Annotated in this window: 13 protein-coding genes and 1 pseudogene; 4 read left to right on the plus strand and 10 right to left on the minus strand. The window is 73.1% G+C overall.

The genetic code is table 11. The features are described from left to right. Positions 1-7 precede the first annotated feature (7 nt). The 4 genes from ACIODU_RS27240 to ACIODU_RS27255 all read right to left on the minus strand — a co-directional run bounded on the left by ACIODU_RS27240 (position 8) and on the right by ACIODU_RS27255 (position 3,115). Positions 8-553: a DUF5304 domain-containing protein gene (locus ACIODU_RS27240; RefSeq protein WP_401770597.1), complete on the minus strand. Its 546-nt coding sequence runs from the start codon at positions 551-553 to the stop codon at positions 8-10. Positions 554-622: 69 nt separating this feature from the next. Next, positions 623-1,837 (minus strand): ArsA family ATPase, encoded by a 1,215-nt coding sequence (locus tag ACIODU_RS27245; RefSeq protein ID WP_401770600.1) that lies wholly within the window; start codon positions 1,835-1,837, stop codon positions 623-625. 5 nt (positions 1,838-1,842) lie between these two features. Beyond that, positions 1,843-2,292 (minus strand): SRPBCC family protein, encoded by a 450-nt coding sequence (locus ACIODU_RS27250; protein WP_356432974.1) that lies wholly within the window; start codon positions 2,290-2,292, stop codon positions 1,843-1,845. A gap of 55 nt (positions 2,293-2,347) precedes the next feature. Further along, a complete protein-coding gene (locus ACIODU_RS27255; protein ID WP_356432972.1) occupies positions 2,348-3,115 on the minus strand; it encodes a metallophosphoesterase in 768 nt (255 codons plus the stop codon). A gap of 296 nt (positions 3,116-3,411) precedes the next feature. On the opposite strand from ACIODU_RS27255, the gene ACIODU_RS27260 reads away from it, so the two are divergent. Continuing rightward, positions 3,412-5,208, plus strand: coding sequence for an AMP-dependent synthetase/ligase (locus ACIODU_RS27260; RefSeq protein ID WP_401770604.1), 1,797 nt, complete (start codon positions 3,412-3,414; stop codon positions 5,206-5,208). Between the two features lie 853 nt (positions 5,209-6,061). Here ACIODU_RS27260 and ACIODU_RS27265 read toward each other — a convergent pair. Further along, the gene (locus tag ACIODU_RS27265; RefSeq protein ID WP_401770606.1) at positions 6,062-7,216 is read right to left on the minus strand and encodes a glycosyltransferase family 4 protein; all 1,155 of its coding nucleotides are present in this window, start codon (positions 7,214-7,216) and stop codon (positions 6,062-6,064) included. Between the two features lie 97 nt (positions 7,217-7,313). Between ACIODU_RS27265 and ACIODU_RS27270 the strand changes: the two genes are divergently transcribed. Continuing rightward, a complete protein-coding gene (locus ACIODU_RS27270) occupies positions 7,314-8,588 on the plus strand; it encodes a glycosyltransferase 87 family protein (protein WP_401770609.1) in 1,275 nt (424 codons plus the stop codon). Here ACIODU_RS27270 and ACIODU_RS27275 read toward each other — a convergent pair. From ACIODU_RS27275 to ACIODU_RS27295, 5 genes and pseudogenes are all read right to left on the minus strand, one after another. Continuing rightward, on the minus strand, positions 8,545-9,795 hold the full coding sequence (locus ACIODU_RS27275; RefSeq protein ID WP_401770612.1) for a hypothetical protein: 1,251 nt from the start codon (positions 9,793-9,795) through the stop codon (positions 8,545-8,547). The genes ACIODU_RS27270 and ACIODU_RS27275 overlap by 44 nt on opposite strands. A gap of 47 nt (positions 9,796-9,842) precedes the next feature. After that, entirely contained in the window at positions 9,843-10,883 is a 1,041-nt protein-coding gene (locus tag ACIODU_RS27280) for an NlpC/P60 family protein (RefSeq protein ID WP_401770615.1), read from the minus strand. Positions 10,884-11,136: 253 nt separating this feature from the next. Further along, positions 11,137-12,165, minus strand: coding sequence for a C40 family peptidase (locus ACIODU_RS27285; RefSeq protein ID WP_161307675.1), 1,029 nt, complete (start codon positions 12,163-12,165; stop codon positions 11,137-11,139). Positions 12,166-12,482: 317 nt separating this feature from the next. Then, positions 12,483-13,847, minus strand: coding sequence for an NYN domain-containing protein (locus ACIODU_RS27290; RefSeq protein ID WP_356430747.1), 1,365 nt, complete (start codon positions 13,845-13,847; stop codon positions 12,483-12,485). A gap of 33 nt (positions 13,848-13,880) precedes the next feature. Next, positions 13,881-14,121: pseudogene (locus ACIODU_RS27295) on the minus strand (hypothetical protein). Positions 14,122-14,302: 181 nt separating this feature from the next. On the opposite strand from ACIODU_RS27295, the gene ACIODU_RS27300 reads away from it, so the two are divergent. Then, entirely contained in the window at positions 14,303-14,980 is a 678-nt protein-coding gene (locus ACIODU_RS27300) for a rhomboid family intramembrane serine protease (RefSeq protein WP_401770828.1), read from the plus strand. After that, positions 14,977-15,258, plus strand: a complete 282-nt coding sequence (locus tag ACIODU_RS27305; RefSeq protein WP_356430749.1) for an Lrp/AsnC ligand binding domain-containing protein — start codon at positions 14,977-14,979, stop codon at positions 15,256-15,258. The genes ACIODU_RS27300 and ACIODU_RS27305 overlap by 4 nt, the downstream gene beginning before the upstream one ends. Positions 15,259-15,301 lie beyond the last annotated feature (43 nt).

The following is a 15,301-nucleotide window of genomic DNA, read 5'->3' on the forward strand; positions in this document are numbered from 1 at the left end:
CGCCTGTTCAGTCCAGGTCGATGCGGCCGTCCGGACCTGGTCCTTCGTCCCTGGGGTCCGTGGGGTCGTGGGAGCTCTTTGTGTCGTCCGTGACACCCGGGGCGTCCGGAAAGGCCTGCTCGACGTTTTCGTACCCCTTCGGGCCGTCCGTACGCTCCGCGGCCGGCACGCCGGGTCCGCTTCCGGGGCCCTTGGTCCAGCGGCTCTCCTGGCCCTCGACCGCGTCGCGGTAGGCGGCGAGGAGTTCGCTGCCCGCGGCGGCGAGGTGGTCGAAGACGCCGGGGTTGCGCTCGATGACCGGTTCGACGGCGGCCCTGGCCTGGTTGATCAACTGCTGGACGGCGCCCTGCGCGGCCATGCCGAAGAGCGGGTTCTGGAGCGAGGTGACCTTGTCGGAGACGGCGTCGACCAGCTTCCGCAGTTCCTCGGAGGCGGAGGCGGGCGGGCGGCCGTGGACGGCCCGGCGGCGGGCCTTCTCCGCCTCCAGGTCCTCGGCGCACGCCGTGGCCCAGGCGTCCGAGTCGGCGGCGGGGCGCTCGGTGGAATCGCTCATGGGGGTTCTCCTGCGTCAGGGACGGCGGAAGGGTGTACCTCCGACGGTACCCGAACGGCGGTACAGCGTTCAGTCGGAACGCGGCCACAGGGCGGCATCGGGGGTGAACCTGACGCGCAGCAGCCCGTCCGCGAGGGCCGCCCCGGCGACCGTGCAGCGGCGCAGCACGGAGGGCAGCGGAACGATTCGGCGGAACGGGCCGACGGTGAGGACGAGTTCGTCGTCCCTGCGCACGAGGTGGAGTTCGCTCTTGGTGACGCCGGGCAGCGGGAGGCACCAGACCAGCAGTCCGTCCTCGGCGAGCCGGTCCTCGACCCGCCAGGGGTCGTCGCGGAGCCCGGCCCCGGCGGGGGCGGCCGTCTCCACGGCGAGTCCGCCGGCCTCTGCCTCCGTGTCCAGCCGCGCAAGGTCGTCGGGCCCGTGCGGGTCGCGGCCCAGGTGGCGTACCGGACGCAGGTCGGCCGCGGGCGTCCCGGCGCCGCGCCACGCGTCCAGGCTCTTGTGCTGCTGGGCGGCGAGGGCCGCCAGCCAGGGGTCGGCGGAGTCCGCAGGCAGCAGCCGGTTCGGTACGAGCGTGTCGACGGGCAGGCCGTACAGCGCGGCCCCGGCGCGGGCGAGGCGCAGGGCCTCCTCCCCGGCGGGTCCGGGTTCGGCGACCAGGCGCAGGGTGGTGCCCCGGTCCTCGATCACCGACTGGACGGCGGCCAGCTCGGTGTCCCGGTGGGCGGCCATGTCGTACAGCCACTGGGCGGGCAGGGGGACGCCGGCCAGCTGGGCCATCATCGGGCGCAGGGCGCGCGCGGCCTGCCGTTCGCGGGGCAGCAGCCGGCGCAGGTAGCGGCGCAGCTGTTCGGGCAGGGCGAGGGTGGCGAGGGCCTCGCGCAGCGGGGGCAGGTCCACGACGAGGACGTCCCAGTCGCCCTCGGCGGCCCGGCGCAGGGCGTGCAGCACGGCGAACTGGCCGCTGCCCGGCAGCTCGGTCAGCTCTTCCCCGCGCAGCGGGCGGGCGCCGAGGAGGTCGAGGGCGGGCGTGACGCGTTCCTGGAGCGTGAGCAGTTCCGTACGGAAGTGGTCACCGGAGTCGATCCGCGCGGCCCACAGGCCGTCCGCGACCCGCGCGGGGTCGGCGGGGCCGGGGCCCGGGGGCGTACCGAGCAGGGTGTCGAGGGGGTCGGCGGAGAGCAGCAGGGTGCGGCCGCCGCTCCGGGCGGTGGCCAGGGCGGTGGCCGCGGCGACCGTCGTACGGCCCGCACCGCCGGGGCCGGTGACCAGGACCGTACGCATACGGGTCAGACTCCGGGGACGGACTCGACGCGCTTCTTCAGCCCGGCGAGCGCGCGGTCGATGATGACCTTCTCGGCCTTGCGCTTGATCATGCCGAGCATCGGGATCTTGACGTCGACGGTCAGCCGGTAGGTGACCTCCGTGCGGTCACCGGCGCCGACGGGCGCGAGGAGGTACGAGCCGTCGAGCGCGCGCAGCATCTGGGACTTCACGAGCGTCCAGCTGACCTCGTCGTCGCCGGTCCAGGTGTACGCGAGGGTGTGGTCGTCCTTGATCGCGCCGGCGTCCAGGACGAGTCTGACCTGCTCGGCGCGGCCCTTGGCGTCGCGTTGGAGCACCTCGGCCTCCTTCACCTCGCCGGTCCACTCGGGGTAGCGGGCGAAGTCGGCGATCACGCCCATGACGTCGGCCGGTGCCGCCTCGATCGTGATGCTCGAACTGGTGTGTTCCGCCATCGCCGTGCTCCTCAGTGCTGGGTACGCGGTGTGCAGGCTATCGCGACCGCGGGCGTCACCATTCCAGTGCCCACGGGCGTCCGGTGGCGGCGAAGTGACCGACGTTCACGCACTCCGTCGCGCCCACCCGCATCCGGCGCGCGAGGGGCTGGTGGACGTGGCCGAAGAGGGCGTAACGGGGCTTTGAACGGTGGATGGCGGCGAGGAGCGCCCGGCTGCCGCGTTCGAAGCGGCGGGCGACGACGTCGTACGTCAGCTCGGGCACGTCCGGCGGGATGTGCGAGCAGAGGACGTCGACCTCGCCGAGCGCCTCGACCTTGGCGGCGTACTCCTCGTCGGAGATCTCGTAGGGGGTGCGCATGGGGGTGCGCAGCCCGCCGCCGACGAAGCCGAAGACCCGTCCGCCGATCTCGGCGCGCTCACCGTCGAGGACGGTGGTGCCCGGTCCGGCGTACTCGGGCCAGAGCGTCGGGATGTCGACGTTGCCGTAGGTGGCGTACGTAGGAGTGGGGAGGACCGCGAACATCTCCGCGTACTGGCGGCGTACCGCCCCCTCGATGGCGGCGGCGGGCTCGACGTCCAGCGTGGCCCACAGCTCGCGGCCGAACTCCCTGGCCTCGTCGAAGCGGCGGGCGGTGCGCAGCTCCACGATCCGGTCGGCGTTCTCGACGCCGAACAGGTCGGGGAAGATCCCGCGCGCGTGGTCGGCGTAGTCGAGGAAGAGCACGAGGTCACCGAGACAGACCAGGGCGTCGGCGCCGTCCCCGGCGGTGGCGAGGGCCCGGGTGTTCCCGTGCACGTCGCTGATCACGTTGACTCGCATACCCCTACCTCGCATGACGATCACCCTAGAACCTCTGCCCCCTCACCCGGGAGAGGGCGCCGGACCTGCGGTTACCCCGACGGTGTCGGAGGCGTGGACTACTGTGCGCGAGGTACCGTCAAAGTCGTGTGACGCCAGGAACATCTGGCCGGGGCCCCCTATCCGTGGGTCAGTACCGGTGGGTAACGTCCGGGCAGTCCGGTCGTGCTCGCAGCCACCGAGCACCTGCCCGATCTTGGACCGCGGCCGGCGCACCACACCGACGTGGCGCCGGCGCCCGATGAGGAGCAGCAGTCTTGCGCGAGTTCAGCCTTCCGGCCCTGTACGAGGTCCCCGCGGACGGCAATCTGACGGATCTGATCCGCCGCAACGCCGTCCAGCACCCCGACGTGGCGGTCCTCGGCCGCAAGGTGGGCGGTGTCTGGACGGATGTGACCGCGGTCCAGTTCCTGGCGGAGGTCAGAGCGACGGCCAAGGGCCTGATCGCGGCGGGCGTCCGGCCGGGTGACCGGGTCGCGCTGATGTCCCGTACGCGGTACGAGTGGGTGCGGCTCGACTTCGCGATCTGGACCGCCGGCGCGGTGACCGTACCGGTGTACGAGACCAGCTCGGCCGAGCAGGTGCAGTGGATCCTGGGCGACTCCGGCGCGGTCGCGGTGATCGTGGAGAGCGACGGGCACGCGGAGACCGTCTCGTCGGTACGGGACGCGCTGCCGGAGCTGCGGGACGTGTGGCAGATCGACAAGGGCGGGGTCGAGGCGCTGGTCACGAGCGGCGCGGAGGTCGACGACGCGACCGTCGACGCGCGCGCGTCGTCCGCGAAGGCCGACGACCCGGCGACGATCGTCTACACCTCGGGCACCACGGGACGCCCCAAGGGCTGTGTCCTCACCCACCGCAGCTTCTTCGCCGAGTGCGGGAACGTGGTGGAGCGGCTCAGGCCGCTGTTCCGTACGGGCGAGTGCTCGATCCTGCTCTTCCTCCCCGCCGCGCACGTCTTCGGGCGGCTGGTCGAAGTGGCGGCGGTGATGGCGCCGATCAAGCTCGGCTGCGTCCCCGACATCAAGAACCTCACGGAGGAGCTGGCGGCGTTCCGGCCGACGCTGATCCTGGGCGTGCCGCGGGTCTTCGAGAAGGTCTACAACGGGGCGCGGGCGAAGGCGCAGGCGGACGGCAAGGGCAGGATCTTCGACAGGGCGGCGCGGACGGCGATCGCGTACAGCCGCGCGCTGTCCACGCCCCGGGGTCCCTCGCTGGGCCTGCGGATCCGGCACACCCTCTTCGACAAGCTCGTCTACGGCAGGCTGCGCGCGGTGCTGGGCGGCGCCGGGGAGTACGCGATCTCCGGCGGCGCGCCGCTGGGCGAGCGCCTGGGGCACTTCTTCCGGGGCGTGGGGTTCACCGTCCTGGAGGGGTACGGGCTGACCGAGTCCTGCGCCGCGACGTCCTTCAACCCGTGGGACCGCCAGAAGATCGGCACGGTCGGGCAGCCGCTGCCGGGGTCGGTCGTACGGATCGCGGACGACGGCGAGGTGCTGCTGCACGGCGAGCACCTGTTCACGGAGTACTGGAACAACGAGACGGCGACGGCGGAGGCGCTGGCCGACGGGTGGTTCCACACGGGCGACATCGGCACGCTGGACGAGGACGGGTACCTCGCGATCACCGGCCGCAAGAAGGAGATCCTGGTGACGGCGGGCGGCAAGAACGTGGCGCCCGCGGTGATCGAGGACCGCATCCGCGCGCATGCGCTGGTCGCGGAGTGCATGGTCGTGGGCGATGGGCGTCCGTTCGTGGGCGCGCTGATCACCCTGGACGAGGAGTTCCTCGCGCGCTGGGCCACGGAGCACGGCAAGCCGGCGGGGTCCACGGCGGCGACGCTCCGCCTCGACGCGGAGCTCCTGGCGGAGATTCAGGGGGCGGTGGACGAGGGGAACGCGGCGGTGTCGAAGGCGGAGTCGGTTCGGCGGTTCCGCGTGCTGTCGTCGCAGTTCACGGAGGCGGGGGGCCATGTGACGCCGTCCCTGAAGCTGAAGCGGAACGTGGTCGCGAAGGAGTTCGCCTCGGAGATCGAGGGCCTGTACGCGTCTTGAGGGGCGGGGGGGGTGTCCGTTGCGCCCCGGTGGTGGGCGCGGCGTCTTGCGTGCCCTCGTCGCTGGACGGGCGTCTGCGCCCCGGTGGTGGGCGCGCCTTACTACTTGTCCTCAATCGCCGGACGGGCTGGGTGTGTCGTGGTGACGGGGGGCGGGGCCTCCGGAGGCACGTATGTCCGGACTGCATGTTTTACGGCGCGTGCACGAACTCGTTTCGTTAACGGTAGCCATGCGCCACAAAACACTCTTTACGTCCGGACACACGCACCTCCTCCGACCCCACCCCCCTCACGCCGAGGGTGAACTGAACGACCCCGCCCGCCCCGGGGGTGGTTGTGGCCCGGCACGCGGGCGCGGCTCACTGATGTCCTCAAACGCCGGACAGGCTGGGGGTGCGTCCGGGCGGGCTGGATGGTGGCCTCCGCGCGGTGCGCCGGTACGGGTCAAAGATGTCCTCAATCGCCGGACGGGCTTAAAGACCCGGAGCGGGCCGGGTAGTGACGCGGGCCTGGAAGGGGGACGGGCAGGGGTCGTGTCCGGAACGTAAAGCGTGTTTTGTGTCGCATGACTACCGTTACGCAAAACAAGAGCGCGCACGCGACGTAAAACATGCAGTGCAGGACACGACCCCTGACCGGCCCCCGGCAACAACCCGCACCCAGGCCACCGGGCCGCAGCGGGCACAATCAAGCCCGTCCGGCGATTGAGGACATCAGTAAGCCGCGCCCGCGCACCGGGCAGACGCCACAAACAAGCCCGTCCGGCGCTTGAGGACAAGCAGGAAGCCGCGCCCCCCACCGGGGCGCAGACGCCCGTCCGGCGCGAGGACAAAAGCCGGCCGCCACGGCCACCGCTACAGCAGCGCCTCCAGGCGGGACGCCAAGAGGTCCCAGCGCCAGCGTTCGTCGACCCAGGAACGCCCCCGCTCGCCCAGAGCGTGCCGCAAGGACGGATCCCGGAGCAGCGTCACCACCCGGTCCGCCACCGCACTCGACGCCAGCGCCGCCGGAGCCCCCGGCACCACCCACCCCGTCTCCCCCTCCAGCACCGCGTCCGGCGCCCCCCCGGAGTCCCCCGCGATCACCGGCAGCCCCGTCGCCGACGCCTCCAGGTACACGATGCCGAGGCCCTCCACGTCCAGGCCCCCCCGCCGTGTCCGGCACGGCATCGCGAAGACGTCGCCCGCCCCGAAGTGCGCCGGCAGCTCCGACCACGGCACCGCCCCGGTGAAGCGCACGGACTCCGCCACCCCCGACGAGCGCGCCAGCCGCCGCAGCGCGGACTCGTAGGGGCCGCCCCCCACGAGGAGCAGCACCGCGTCCGGCACCGCCGAGAGGATCGCGGGCATCGCCCGGATCAGCGTGTCCTGCCCCTTGCGCGGCACCAGGCGCGACACGCACACCACCACCGGACGGTCCGTCAGGCCCAGCCGGGAGCGCACCTCCGCGCCCCCCGACCCGGGGTGGAACGTCTTCTCGTCCACACCCGGCGGCAGTTGGACCATCCGCCCGGCCGCCGCGGGCGACAACGCGGGGGCGATCCGCGCGCGCGTGTACTCGCCGAGGTACGTGATCGTGTCCGTACCCTCCCCGATCCGCCGCAACAGCTGCCGGGACGCCGGCAACTGCGCCCAGCCCGCCTCGTGCCCGTGCGTCGTCGCGACCAGGCGCCGCGCGCCCGCCCGCCGCAGCGCGGGCCCCATCAGCCCGAGCGGGGCCGCCGCGCCGAACCACACGGACGCGCAGCCGTGCGCGCGCAGCAGCTCCGACGCCCGCCGGGTGACGCGCGGCGTCGGCAGGAGCATCGTCGTGGGGTCGCGTACCACCGTGAAGGGCTGCTCCGCGTCGAACGCGGCGGTCGCCTCCGCGCCTTCACGGCCGCGCTTCCAGGTGGAGGCGTAGACGACGACCTTCGCGGGGTCCAGGCGCAGCGCGATGTTGTGCAGGAAGGCCTGGATCCCGCCGGGCCTGGGCGGGAAGTCATTGGTCACGATCAGGGTCTTGTGCATCGCCCAGAACGATATCGCCGCGCCGTGTCGCCGCGGACCGGGACCGACGGCCCCGCCTCCCCGCCCGCGCCCCCTCCCGCCCGGCATCATGACAACCATGACCAGGTGGGCGGGCCGGGCGGCAACCGGCGGACGAGCGGCGGGGTGGACGGTCGCGGTGTGGGTCGTCACCAGAGCCGCCCTGCTGCTCTGTGTCCTCAAGGTCGTCACCCTGCCGGGCCCCGACGTCACCGGCGACGTCTCGGTGATCTACCGGGGCTGGTTCGAGGTGCTGAGGACCGGCACCTATCCGCTGGACGACGTGACCTGGCAGTACCCGCCCGCCGCCGCGCTCGCGATCGCCTCCCCGGCGGTGCTGCCCTTCCTGGAGTATGCCACCGCCTTCTTCGTGCTGGCGTGTGCCTGCGACGCCCTCGTCCTGGGCCTGCTGCTGCGGGCGGGCCGCCGCCCGGGCGGGTCGGCGCGCGGGGTCGGGGTGTGGGTGGCGGGGGTGCCGCTGCTGGGGCCGACCTCGTACGCGCGGTACGACCTGATGGTGACGGCCGTCGCCGTGGCGGCGCTGGTCACCGGGGCGCGCCGCCCGGTGGTGAAGGGGGCGCTCGCCGGGTTCGGCGCGCTGCTGAAGATGTGGCCGGTGCTCCTGCTGGTGGGCACCCCGCGCGGACGGTCCACCCGCCGGACGTGGGCGGCGGCGGCCGGGACCGCGCTGGCACTGACCGTGGTGTGCGGGGCGGCGATGCCCGGCGCGCTCGCGTTCCTGGCGTTCCAGCGGGACCGGGGTACGGAGATCGAGTCGCTGGGCGCGCTCGTCCTCCACGGCGCGCGGCACTTCGGCTGGGAGGGGGAGGTGCGGCTGAACTACGGCTCGGTGGAATTCCTCGGCCCGTACGTCCCGCTGGTGAGCGGCGCCGCCCTGGCCCTGTCCGTGGTGGCGCTCGGCTGGCTGGTGGTGTGGCGGCTGCGGGCGCGCGAGTTCGCCGCGAGCACGCCGTACGACGCGGCCTTCGTGGCGGTGCTGCTGTTCACCACGACGAGCCGGGTCATCAGCCCGCAGTACCTGTTGTGGCTGGTCGGTCTGGCCGCCGTGTGTCTGGTGGTGCGCACGAGCGGGATGGTGCTGCCCGCGCGCCTGGTGCTGGTGGCCACGGGCGTGACGCTGCTGGAGTTCCCGCTGCTGTTCGCGCACGTCGTCGCGAGCGACCCGCTGGGTGTGCTGCTGCTGGTCGTACGGAACGGTCTGCTGGTCGCGGCGGCCCTGATCGCCTGCCGGCGGCTGTGGGTACGGACGGTGTCGGCGCCCCGGCGGCGGGCGGCGCGGACCGGCCTGGTCAGCCCAGGCGGTTCCGTACGTACGCGCGCCAGCGCACGGTGAAGTCCTCCGGCGTGGTCGACAGGACGTCATTCATGGCCTTCTCGACGGCGCCGTCGGGCTGCCGGCCCGCGCCGACCGCGCGGTAGAAGGAGGTCAGCCGCTTCTCGCCCCAGTGGTCCGCGATCAGTGCGCAGGCGAGCCAGCCGCTCTCGTACGCCCGGGCAAGCGTGTCGGCGTCCCCGCCGAAGGAGAAGGCGTCGTTGCCGGGGAGCGCGGCGGGCACCTCGCCGCGCCGGACGGCCCGCTGGAGTTCGGGGGCGATCTGCGCGGCGGTCCGGCCGGTCGAGCGGTACGCGACCCAGTCCGCGAAGCCCTCGGAGAGCCAGGTGGGGGTGGCGGAGGAGGTGGCGGTGCGGGTGGCGACGTGGGTGGTCTCGTGGGTGAGGACGATCCGCTGCCCGAAGTCGCCGAGGGCGCCGTACGCGGCGGGGTTGACGACGACCCGGTCGGCGGGTGAGGCGCCGGAGCCCCCGGTCTCCCCCGTGGTGACCGCCGCGATGCCCCGGTAACCGTCCTCGGGCGCCCCCAGGAGGGCCGCCATGGCGGGGAGGGAGCCGGGAACCAGCAGGACGACGCGGTGGGCCCAGGCGCCCGTCCAGGCGTCGTCCACGGCGGGCACGGCGAGGTCGGCGGTGGCCGCGATCGCGCGCAGCCGGGTGGTGGTCTGCCCCACGCCGAGGACGAGGCTGCGCGCGCCGCGCACGACCCGTACCGCACCCTGCTGCCAGAGCTGCTGGGCGCCGCCCTCGGCGGGGCGGTCGCCGGTCACGTACCAGCGGCCGGTGTGCTCGGTCAGGCTCAGTTCGCGGGGGGTCGAGACGGGGGCGCTGTCGTAGCCGGCGATCCGGTAGCGCAGTTCGACCTGCGCGGTGGCGCGGCCGCCGGACCGCTCCATCGCGGTGATCCGGTACGCCCAGGAGCTCAGCGGTACGTCGGCGAGGTTCGCGAACTCCGCGCGGGCGGACGCCCGCAGGCGCGTCGCGGCGGGGTCGAGGGCGGCGAGGTAGGCGTTCTCGTGCCGGTCCAGGACACCGGCGGCCCGGCCGTCCAGGGTCCGTTGGACCGCCGCCGCGGCGGGGTCGGGCGCGGGCGGCGCCCCGGAGCACCCGGACACGAGCAGCAGCCCGGAGAGCCCCAGCCCGAGGACGCCCCGCCGGGTCGGGTGTCCTCTCTCCTGCTCCGCGGCAGTACGCCGCTGACCTGCCACGTCACGATCGTACGGGGGCCACCCACGCCCGCCGCGTCCCGGGAGGCTCAGATACGGGTCACCGACGAGACCGGCATCATCCCCACCGGGTCGTACCGCACCGCCGCGCCCGGGTACGGGGCGTGGATCACCTGGCCGTTGCCGACGTACATCCCGATGTGGCTCGCGTCGTCGCGGTATGCCACCAGGTCGCCGGGGAGCGCCTGGGACAGCGGGACCTGCCGGCCCGCGTACCGCTGGGCCTGCGAGGTGCGGGGCAGGCCGACCCCCGCCTGGGCGTACGACCACTGCGTCAGCCCCGAACAGTCGAAGCCGGTGGGCCCGTTGGCGCCCCACACGTACGGGCGGCCCACCGCGCCCGCGGCGGCCCGGACCGCCGCCGCCGCGCGGCCGGAGGCCGGTACCGCGCCGGAGGGGCCGGGCATCGCGTCCCGGCCGGAGGAGCGCGACGCGCGGTCGTAGGACGCGCGGTCGGCGTCCGGCAGGGCGTTCACCAGCCGTCGCGCCTCGACGAGTTTGCGCTCGACGGTCCGCTTGTGGCGGGCGACGGCCGCCCGGCTGCGTTCCAGCTCGGCCAGGTCACGGGCGGATTCGAGCCGCTCCTGCGCCAGTCCGCGCTGGGCCTGGCGGAGTTCGAGCAGCGTGCCGGACTGGTGCTCGGCGACCCGGTCCAGGACGGACGCCTTCTCCAGGTACTCGTCCGGGTGTGAGGAGAGCAGCAGCGCGAGTCCGGGGTCGATGCCGCCCGAGCGGTACTGCGCGCCCGCGAGGGAACCGAGCGCGCCGCGCATGCGGTTGACGCGTTCCTGGCCGCGCGCGGCCCGGTCCTGTGCCTGGTCGACCAGCGCCCGCAGCTCACCGGCGCGTTCGCCGGCCTTGTTGTACAGCTCGGTGGCCTTCTCGGCCTGCTCGAAGAGCCGGTCCACCCGGGCCCGGGTCGCGTCCGGTGTCAGATGGGGGTCGGCGCTCGCCGGGGCCGCGCCGAGGGCGGCGGCCGCCGTGGCCGCCGCGACGGACACGGCCGTCACGGCGCCGCCGCGGACACCGAATCCCTGACCGGGCTGTGAGGGGCGACGATGGGACACCACAGAGCCGCGCTCCCTTCCGCTGTACGCACACGCGCAGCCCCTGCCGCCCGACGGGCGGACCGATGGCCGGGGTTGCGCGTGGCAGACAGTAGCCGGGCGGACACGGGGCGGCCAACGACCGGCTCGCGCACACACAGTGACGCCCCGCCGTGGACCACAGGTCACCGGCGGGGCGTGGTGCCGACACGGGAGCGGGGAAATTCGCCCGAATGGGCGGTCCCCGCCGTGTCGCGCCGCCTTGCGGAGGCGCCGCTCAGATGCGGACGCCGAACTGGTAGCTGCCGGCCCACTCCATGGCCTCGTACCGCACCACGGCACCGGGCTTGGGAGCGTGGATGACCTGGCCGTTGCCGACGTACAGGGCCACGTGGCTGAGACCGCTGAAGAACACCAGGTCGCCGGGGGCGAGTTCGCTGCGGGCGATGCGGGTGCCCTCGTTGGCCTGGGTGTAGGTGGTACGGGTGAGCTGGACGCCGGCCTGGGCGTACGACCACTGGACGAGTCCCGAGCAGTCGTAGGCGTTGGGGCCCTCGGCGCCGGATATGTAGGGCTTGCCGAGCTGGGTCTTGGCGGCGGCCAGGGCGGCGGCGGCGCGGCCCGAGGCGGGCGGCGGGGTGTCGCCGAGGTCCACGCGGTCGTTGCCGCGGCTGGCGCGCTCCGCGTCGGCGGCGGCGAGTTCGGCGCGCTCCTTCGCGGTCAGGGTGTTGAGCACCTGCTGCGCGGCGGCGAGCTTCTTCTGGACTTCCTTCTTGTTGTCCGCGAGCTGCTTGCGGGCGTCGGACAGGTCCTTGACCTTGTCCTGCGCCTCGGTGCGCTGCTGGGCGAGGGACCGCTGCTTCGCCTGGATCTGCTGGAGCGTCTCGGCCTGCTTGGCGCTGACCTGGTCCAGCGTGGAGGCCTTCTCCAGGTAGGTGTCGGGGTCCGAGGAGAGGAAGAGCTGGATGGACGGGTCGATGCCACCGGTGCGGTACTGGGCGCTGGCGATCGAACCGAGCTCGTCGCGGAGGTCGTTGAGGTCGTCCTGGCCGTTGGCGACCCGGTCCTGGAGGGTGCCGACCTGCTTCTCCAACTTGTCCTGGGCGTCTTCGGCGGCGTGCAGCTTCTCGTTGGCCACCTCCGCCTCGTGGTAGAGCTTGTCGACCTGCTCCTTGACCTCGGCCTTGGACGGCTTCGGCGCCGCGTTGGCGGCCTGGGAGGTCAGCGCCACGGCAGCGGCCGCGGTCACGGTGAGAACGGTCACCCGGGCACGGTTGGGCTGCTTGGGACGACGGTGGGACGCCACGAAGGCGAGCTCCTTCTTCCTCAGCCGCCTACCGGGCAGGGGACGTGTGTCCCGGCTCCGCGCGCTCAGCTCCCCCGGGAACCGGGCTGAACGGTGTGGACTCGGCGGTTCCTCCGCTGCCACCCCGAATGAGTGATCGACCGCGCGAAGGTTCGAGGCCTGACCCTAGTGACCTTCCTGTGATCAGTTCAAATCCTCACGGGAAAAATCTCGGCCGCGAGGGGCATAATTTACCGACACCACACAGGCAGTAATGGTCATTTGACGCTGCGGTGGCCACAAGAGACACCAAACCGGTCATTGGCCGCACGAGTTGACTAGCTGCGCGAAAGCCGCTTCAGCAACAAGGCGGACGCGACGGGCCGGGCGCCTGCCTTCGCCACGCCGTCCGCGACCTCGCGGTCGGTGGAGACCACCACGACGGGCCGCCCCGGCGGCTCCGCGCGGACGAGCTGGCGGATCAGTTCGTCCGCCGTGATCCCGGGCTTCGAGAACAGCACCCGTACCCCGCGCGGCGGCGCGAGCAGCACCGGGGCCGCCAGCTCGGCCCCGTCGAAGACACACGTCATCTCGGCGCCCGACTGGGCCGCCAGCATGGCGAGTCCGCCCAGCAGCCGCAGCCGCTGCTTCTCCAGCGGCATCGTCGGATAACCGGTCTTGGTGACGTTGTAGCCGTCCACGATCAGATGCGCCTGCGGCAGCGCCAGCAACTGGTCGAGCAGCGCCGGGTCCATGTCGGACAGGGCCCGCGCCGCCACGTCCTTCGGCGACATCCGGCCCGGCTCGACGGCGTCCACCGTGTCGGCCGGCCGGGCGTTGGCCGGCGGCAGGGCCAGCTCGCGGCGCAGCCCCTGCGCCGACTCCAGAACCGTGTCCAGCAGCAGCCGCAGCCGCATGTCCTCTATCGACCGGCCCTCGCGCGCGGCCCTGCGGCTCGCCTCGACGGTGGACTCGGCCTCGTTCAGCCGCGCCCTGATCCGCCGCGTCTCGCTCTCGGCGGCCGACACCTGCGCGGCGGCCTCGGCCTTGAGCGCCTCGGACTCGGCAGTGGTACGGCGCAGGGCGGCCTCGCCCCGCTTCACATCGCTCTGGGCGCTCCGCAGCTTGCGGTGGAGCGACTCGGCCTCCTTGCGGGCCGCCTCCAGCTCCGTACGCAACCGTTCGTTCTCGGTCTTCGTCAACGCCCTGGCGACGGCCAGCTCCTCGCGCAGCCGCTCCAGCTCACGCCGGGCCTCCTCGCCCGCGCGCTCGGCGTCGGCCCGCTGCGCCTCCTCGCCGGCGGCCGCCACCAACTTCACCCATCCGGGGGGCCGCAGCACGTACGCGGCGGCCGCCACGTCGACGGGATCGGCCGCGGCGGGCGGCGATCCGGCGTCCAGGGCGGCGGACAGCTCGGGCTGCGACTGGGTGATCCGCTCCCCGATCCGCTGGCGGAAGAGCGGGTCGCTCTCCAGCGCGGCGGCCATCGCGTTGCCCGCGAACTTGGCACGCCTGTTCGGGGTGAACCGGGCGTACTGGCGCAGCTGCGCCGGGAGTTCGGTGACGGTCAGCCCGCCGAAGGCGTCCGAGACCAGCGCGACGACCCGGCGTCTCACCCCGTCCGGGAGCGGACGGTCGAGCGCCTCGGCGGCGTCACCGCCGGCCGCACCGGCCGGCTCGGCACCGCTGTCCGGCTGCTCCACGCTCCGTCACCCCACTACCCTCGGGCGGTTCCCTCAGGAACCGGCGCCCGGCCTGTCGACCAGCTCGATCTGGTCCACCGCGTTGCACCAACGGCAGCGCACGGACTCGATGGTCTCACTGACCACCTCACGCTCCTCCACCTTCGGCTCCCCCGCCAGGTCCAGATGGACGTACTCCACGACCCTCGACGAACGGGTCACCGAAGCGCGTGAGATTGCCGCAGAGCGTGCAGCGCCACCGGGTGGCGGCCGTCGGCCGGGGAACCGTCGTCATCGTGCCGTCCTTGAGTGTCGGGGTGGGGCCGGCGGTGCGCCGTCGAACGTGTGGAGGTCCGCCCGTAACCCTACGGCCTCCCGGGTACCCCAGGGTCCGGCGAGGCATTCCCGCCCGATGACTCCCGGTACGCCATGCTCTGTCCGTGATCAATTGGCGCACGGCGAACGACGGCCCCGTGGTGACGTACGGACTGATCGCGCTCTGCGCGCTGACGTTCCTGATCAGCCCCGCGTCGGGCTTCACCCACGCGTACGGGACGGGCGAGGCGCTCCTCGGGGCGCAGAGCGCGTACTTCGAACGCTGGGGCGTCATCCCCCACCAGCTGACGCACGACCCCACCCCGCGCGCCCTGCTGACCCCCCTCACCGCGCTCTTCGTCCACGGCAGCTGGCTGCACCTGCTCGGGAACATGCTCTTCCTCTACGTCTTCGGGGCGATGACGGAGGAGCGGATGGGACGAGTGCACTTCGCGCTGTTCTACCTGGGGGCCGGCTACGCCGCCCTGTTCGTGTACGCGATGGCCAACGCGGGCTCGGAGCAGACCCTGGTGGGGGCGTCGGGCGCGATCTCCGCGGTGCTGGGCGCGTTCCTGCGGCTCTTCCCCCGGGCCCGGGTCACCAGCCTCTTCCCGTTCCTCCTCTTCCTGCCGCTGCGCTTCCCCGCCTGGATCGTGCTGATCTTCTGGTTCGTCCTCCAGTGGGTGGCCGCCCGGAACGCCGGATCGGGGCCCGGGGTCGCCTACCTGGCCCATCTGGTGGGCTTCGCCGCGGGCTTCTGCTACGCCTGGGGGCGTTACCGGCGTAGCGATAGGGTGGAGGTCAAAGCCGTGGCCACCGAGGGAGAACGTCAGCCGTGATCACCGCGATCGTGCTCATCAAGACCAGCGTCGGCCGGATCCCCGAGATCGCCGAGTCGATCGCCGCGCTGGACAGCGTCAGCGAGGTCTTCTCGGTCACCGGTACGTACGACCTGATCGCCATGGTGCGCGTCGCCAGGCACGACGACCTGGCGGACATCATCCCCGGGGCGATCAGCAAGATCGACGGCGTCGAGGCGACGGACACCCACGTCGCGTTCCGTACGTACTCCCAGCACGACCTGGAGGCGGCCTTCGCGATCGGACTCGACGCGTAGACCGCCCCTCCTGAGGTGCCGGGCCCCTCCTGTAGGTGCCGGG

It is taken from the genome of Streptomyces sp. NPDC088261 (assembly GCF_044740805.1).
Lineage (GTDB): Bacteria > Actinomycetota > Actinomycetes > Streptomycetales > Streptomycetaceae > Streptomyces.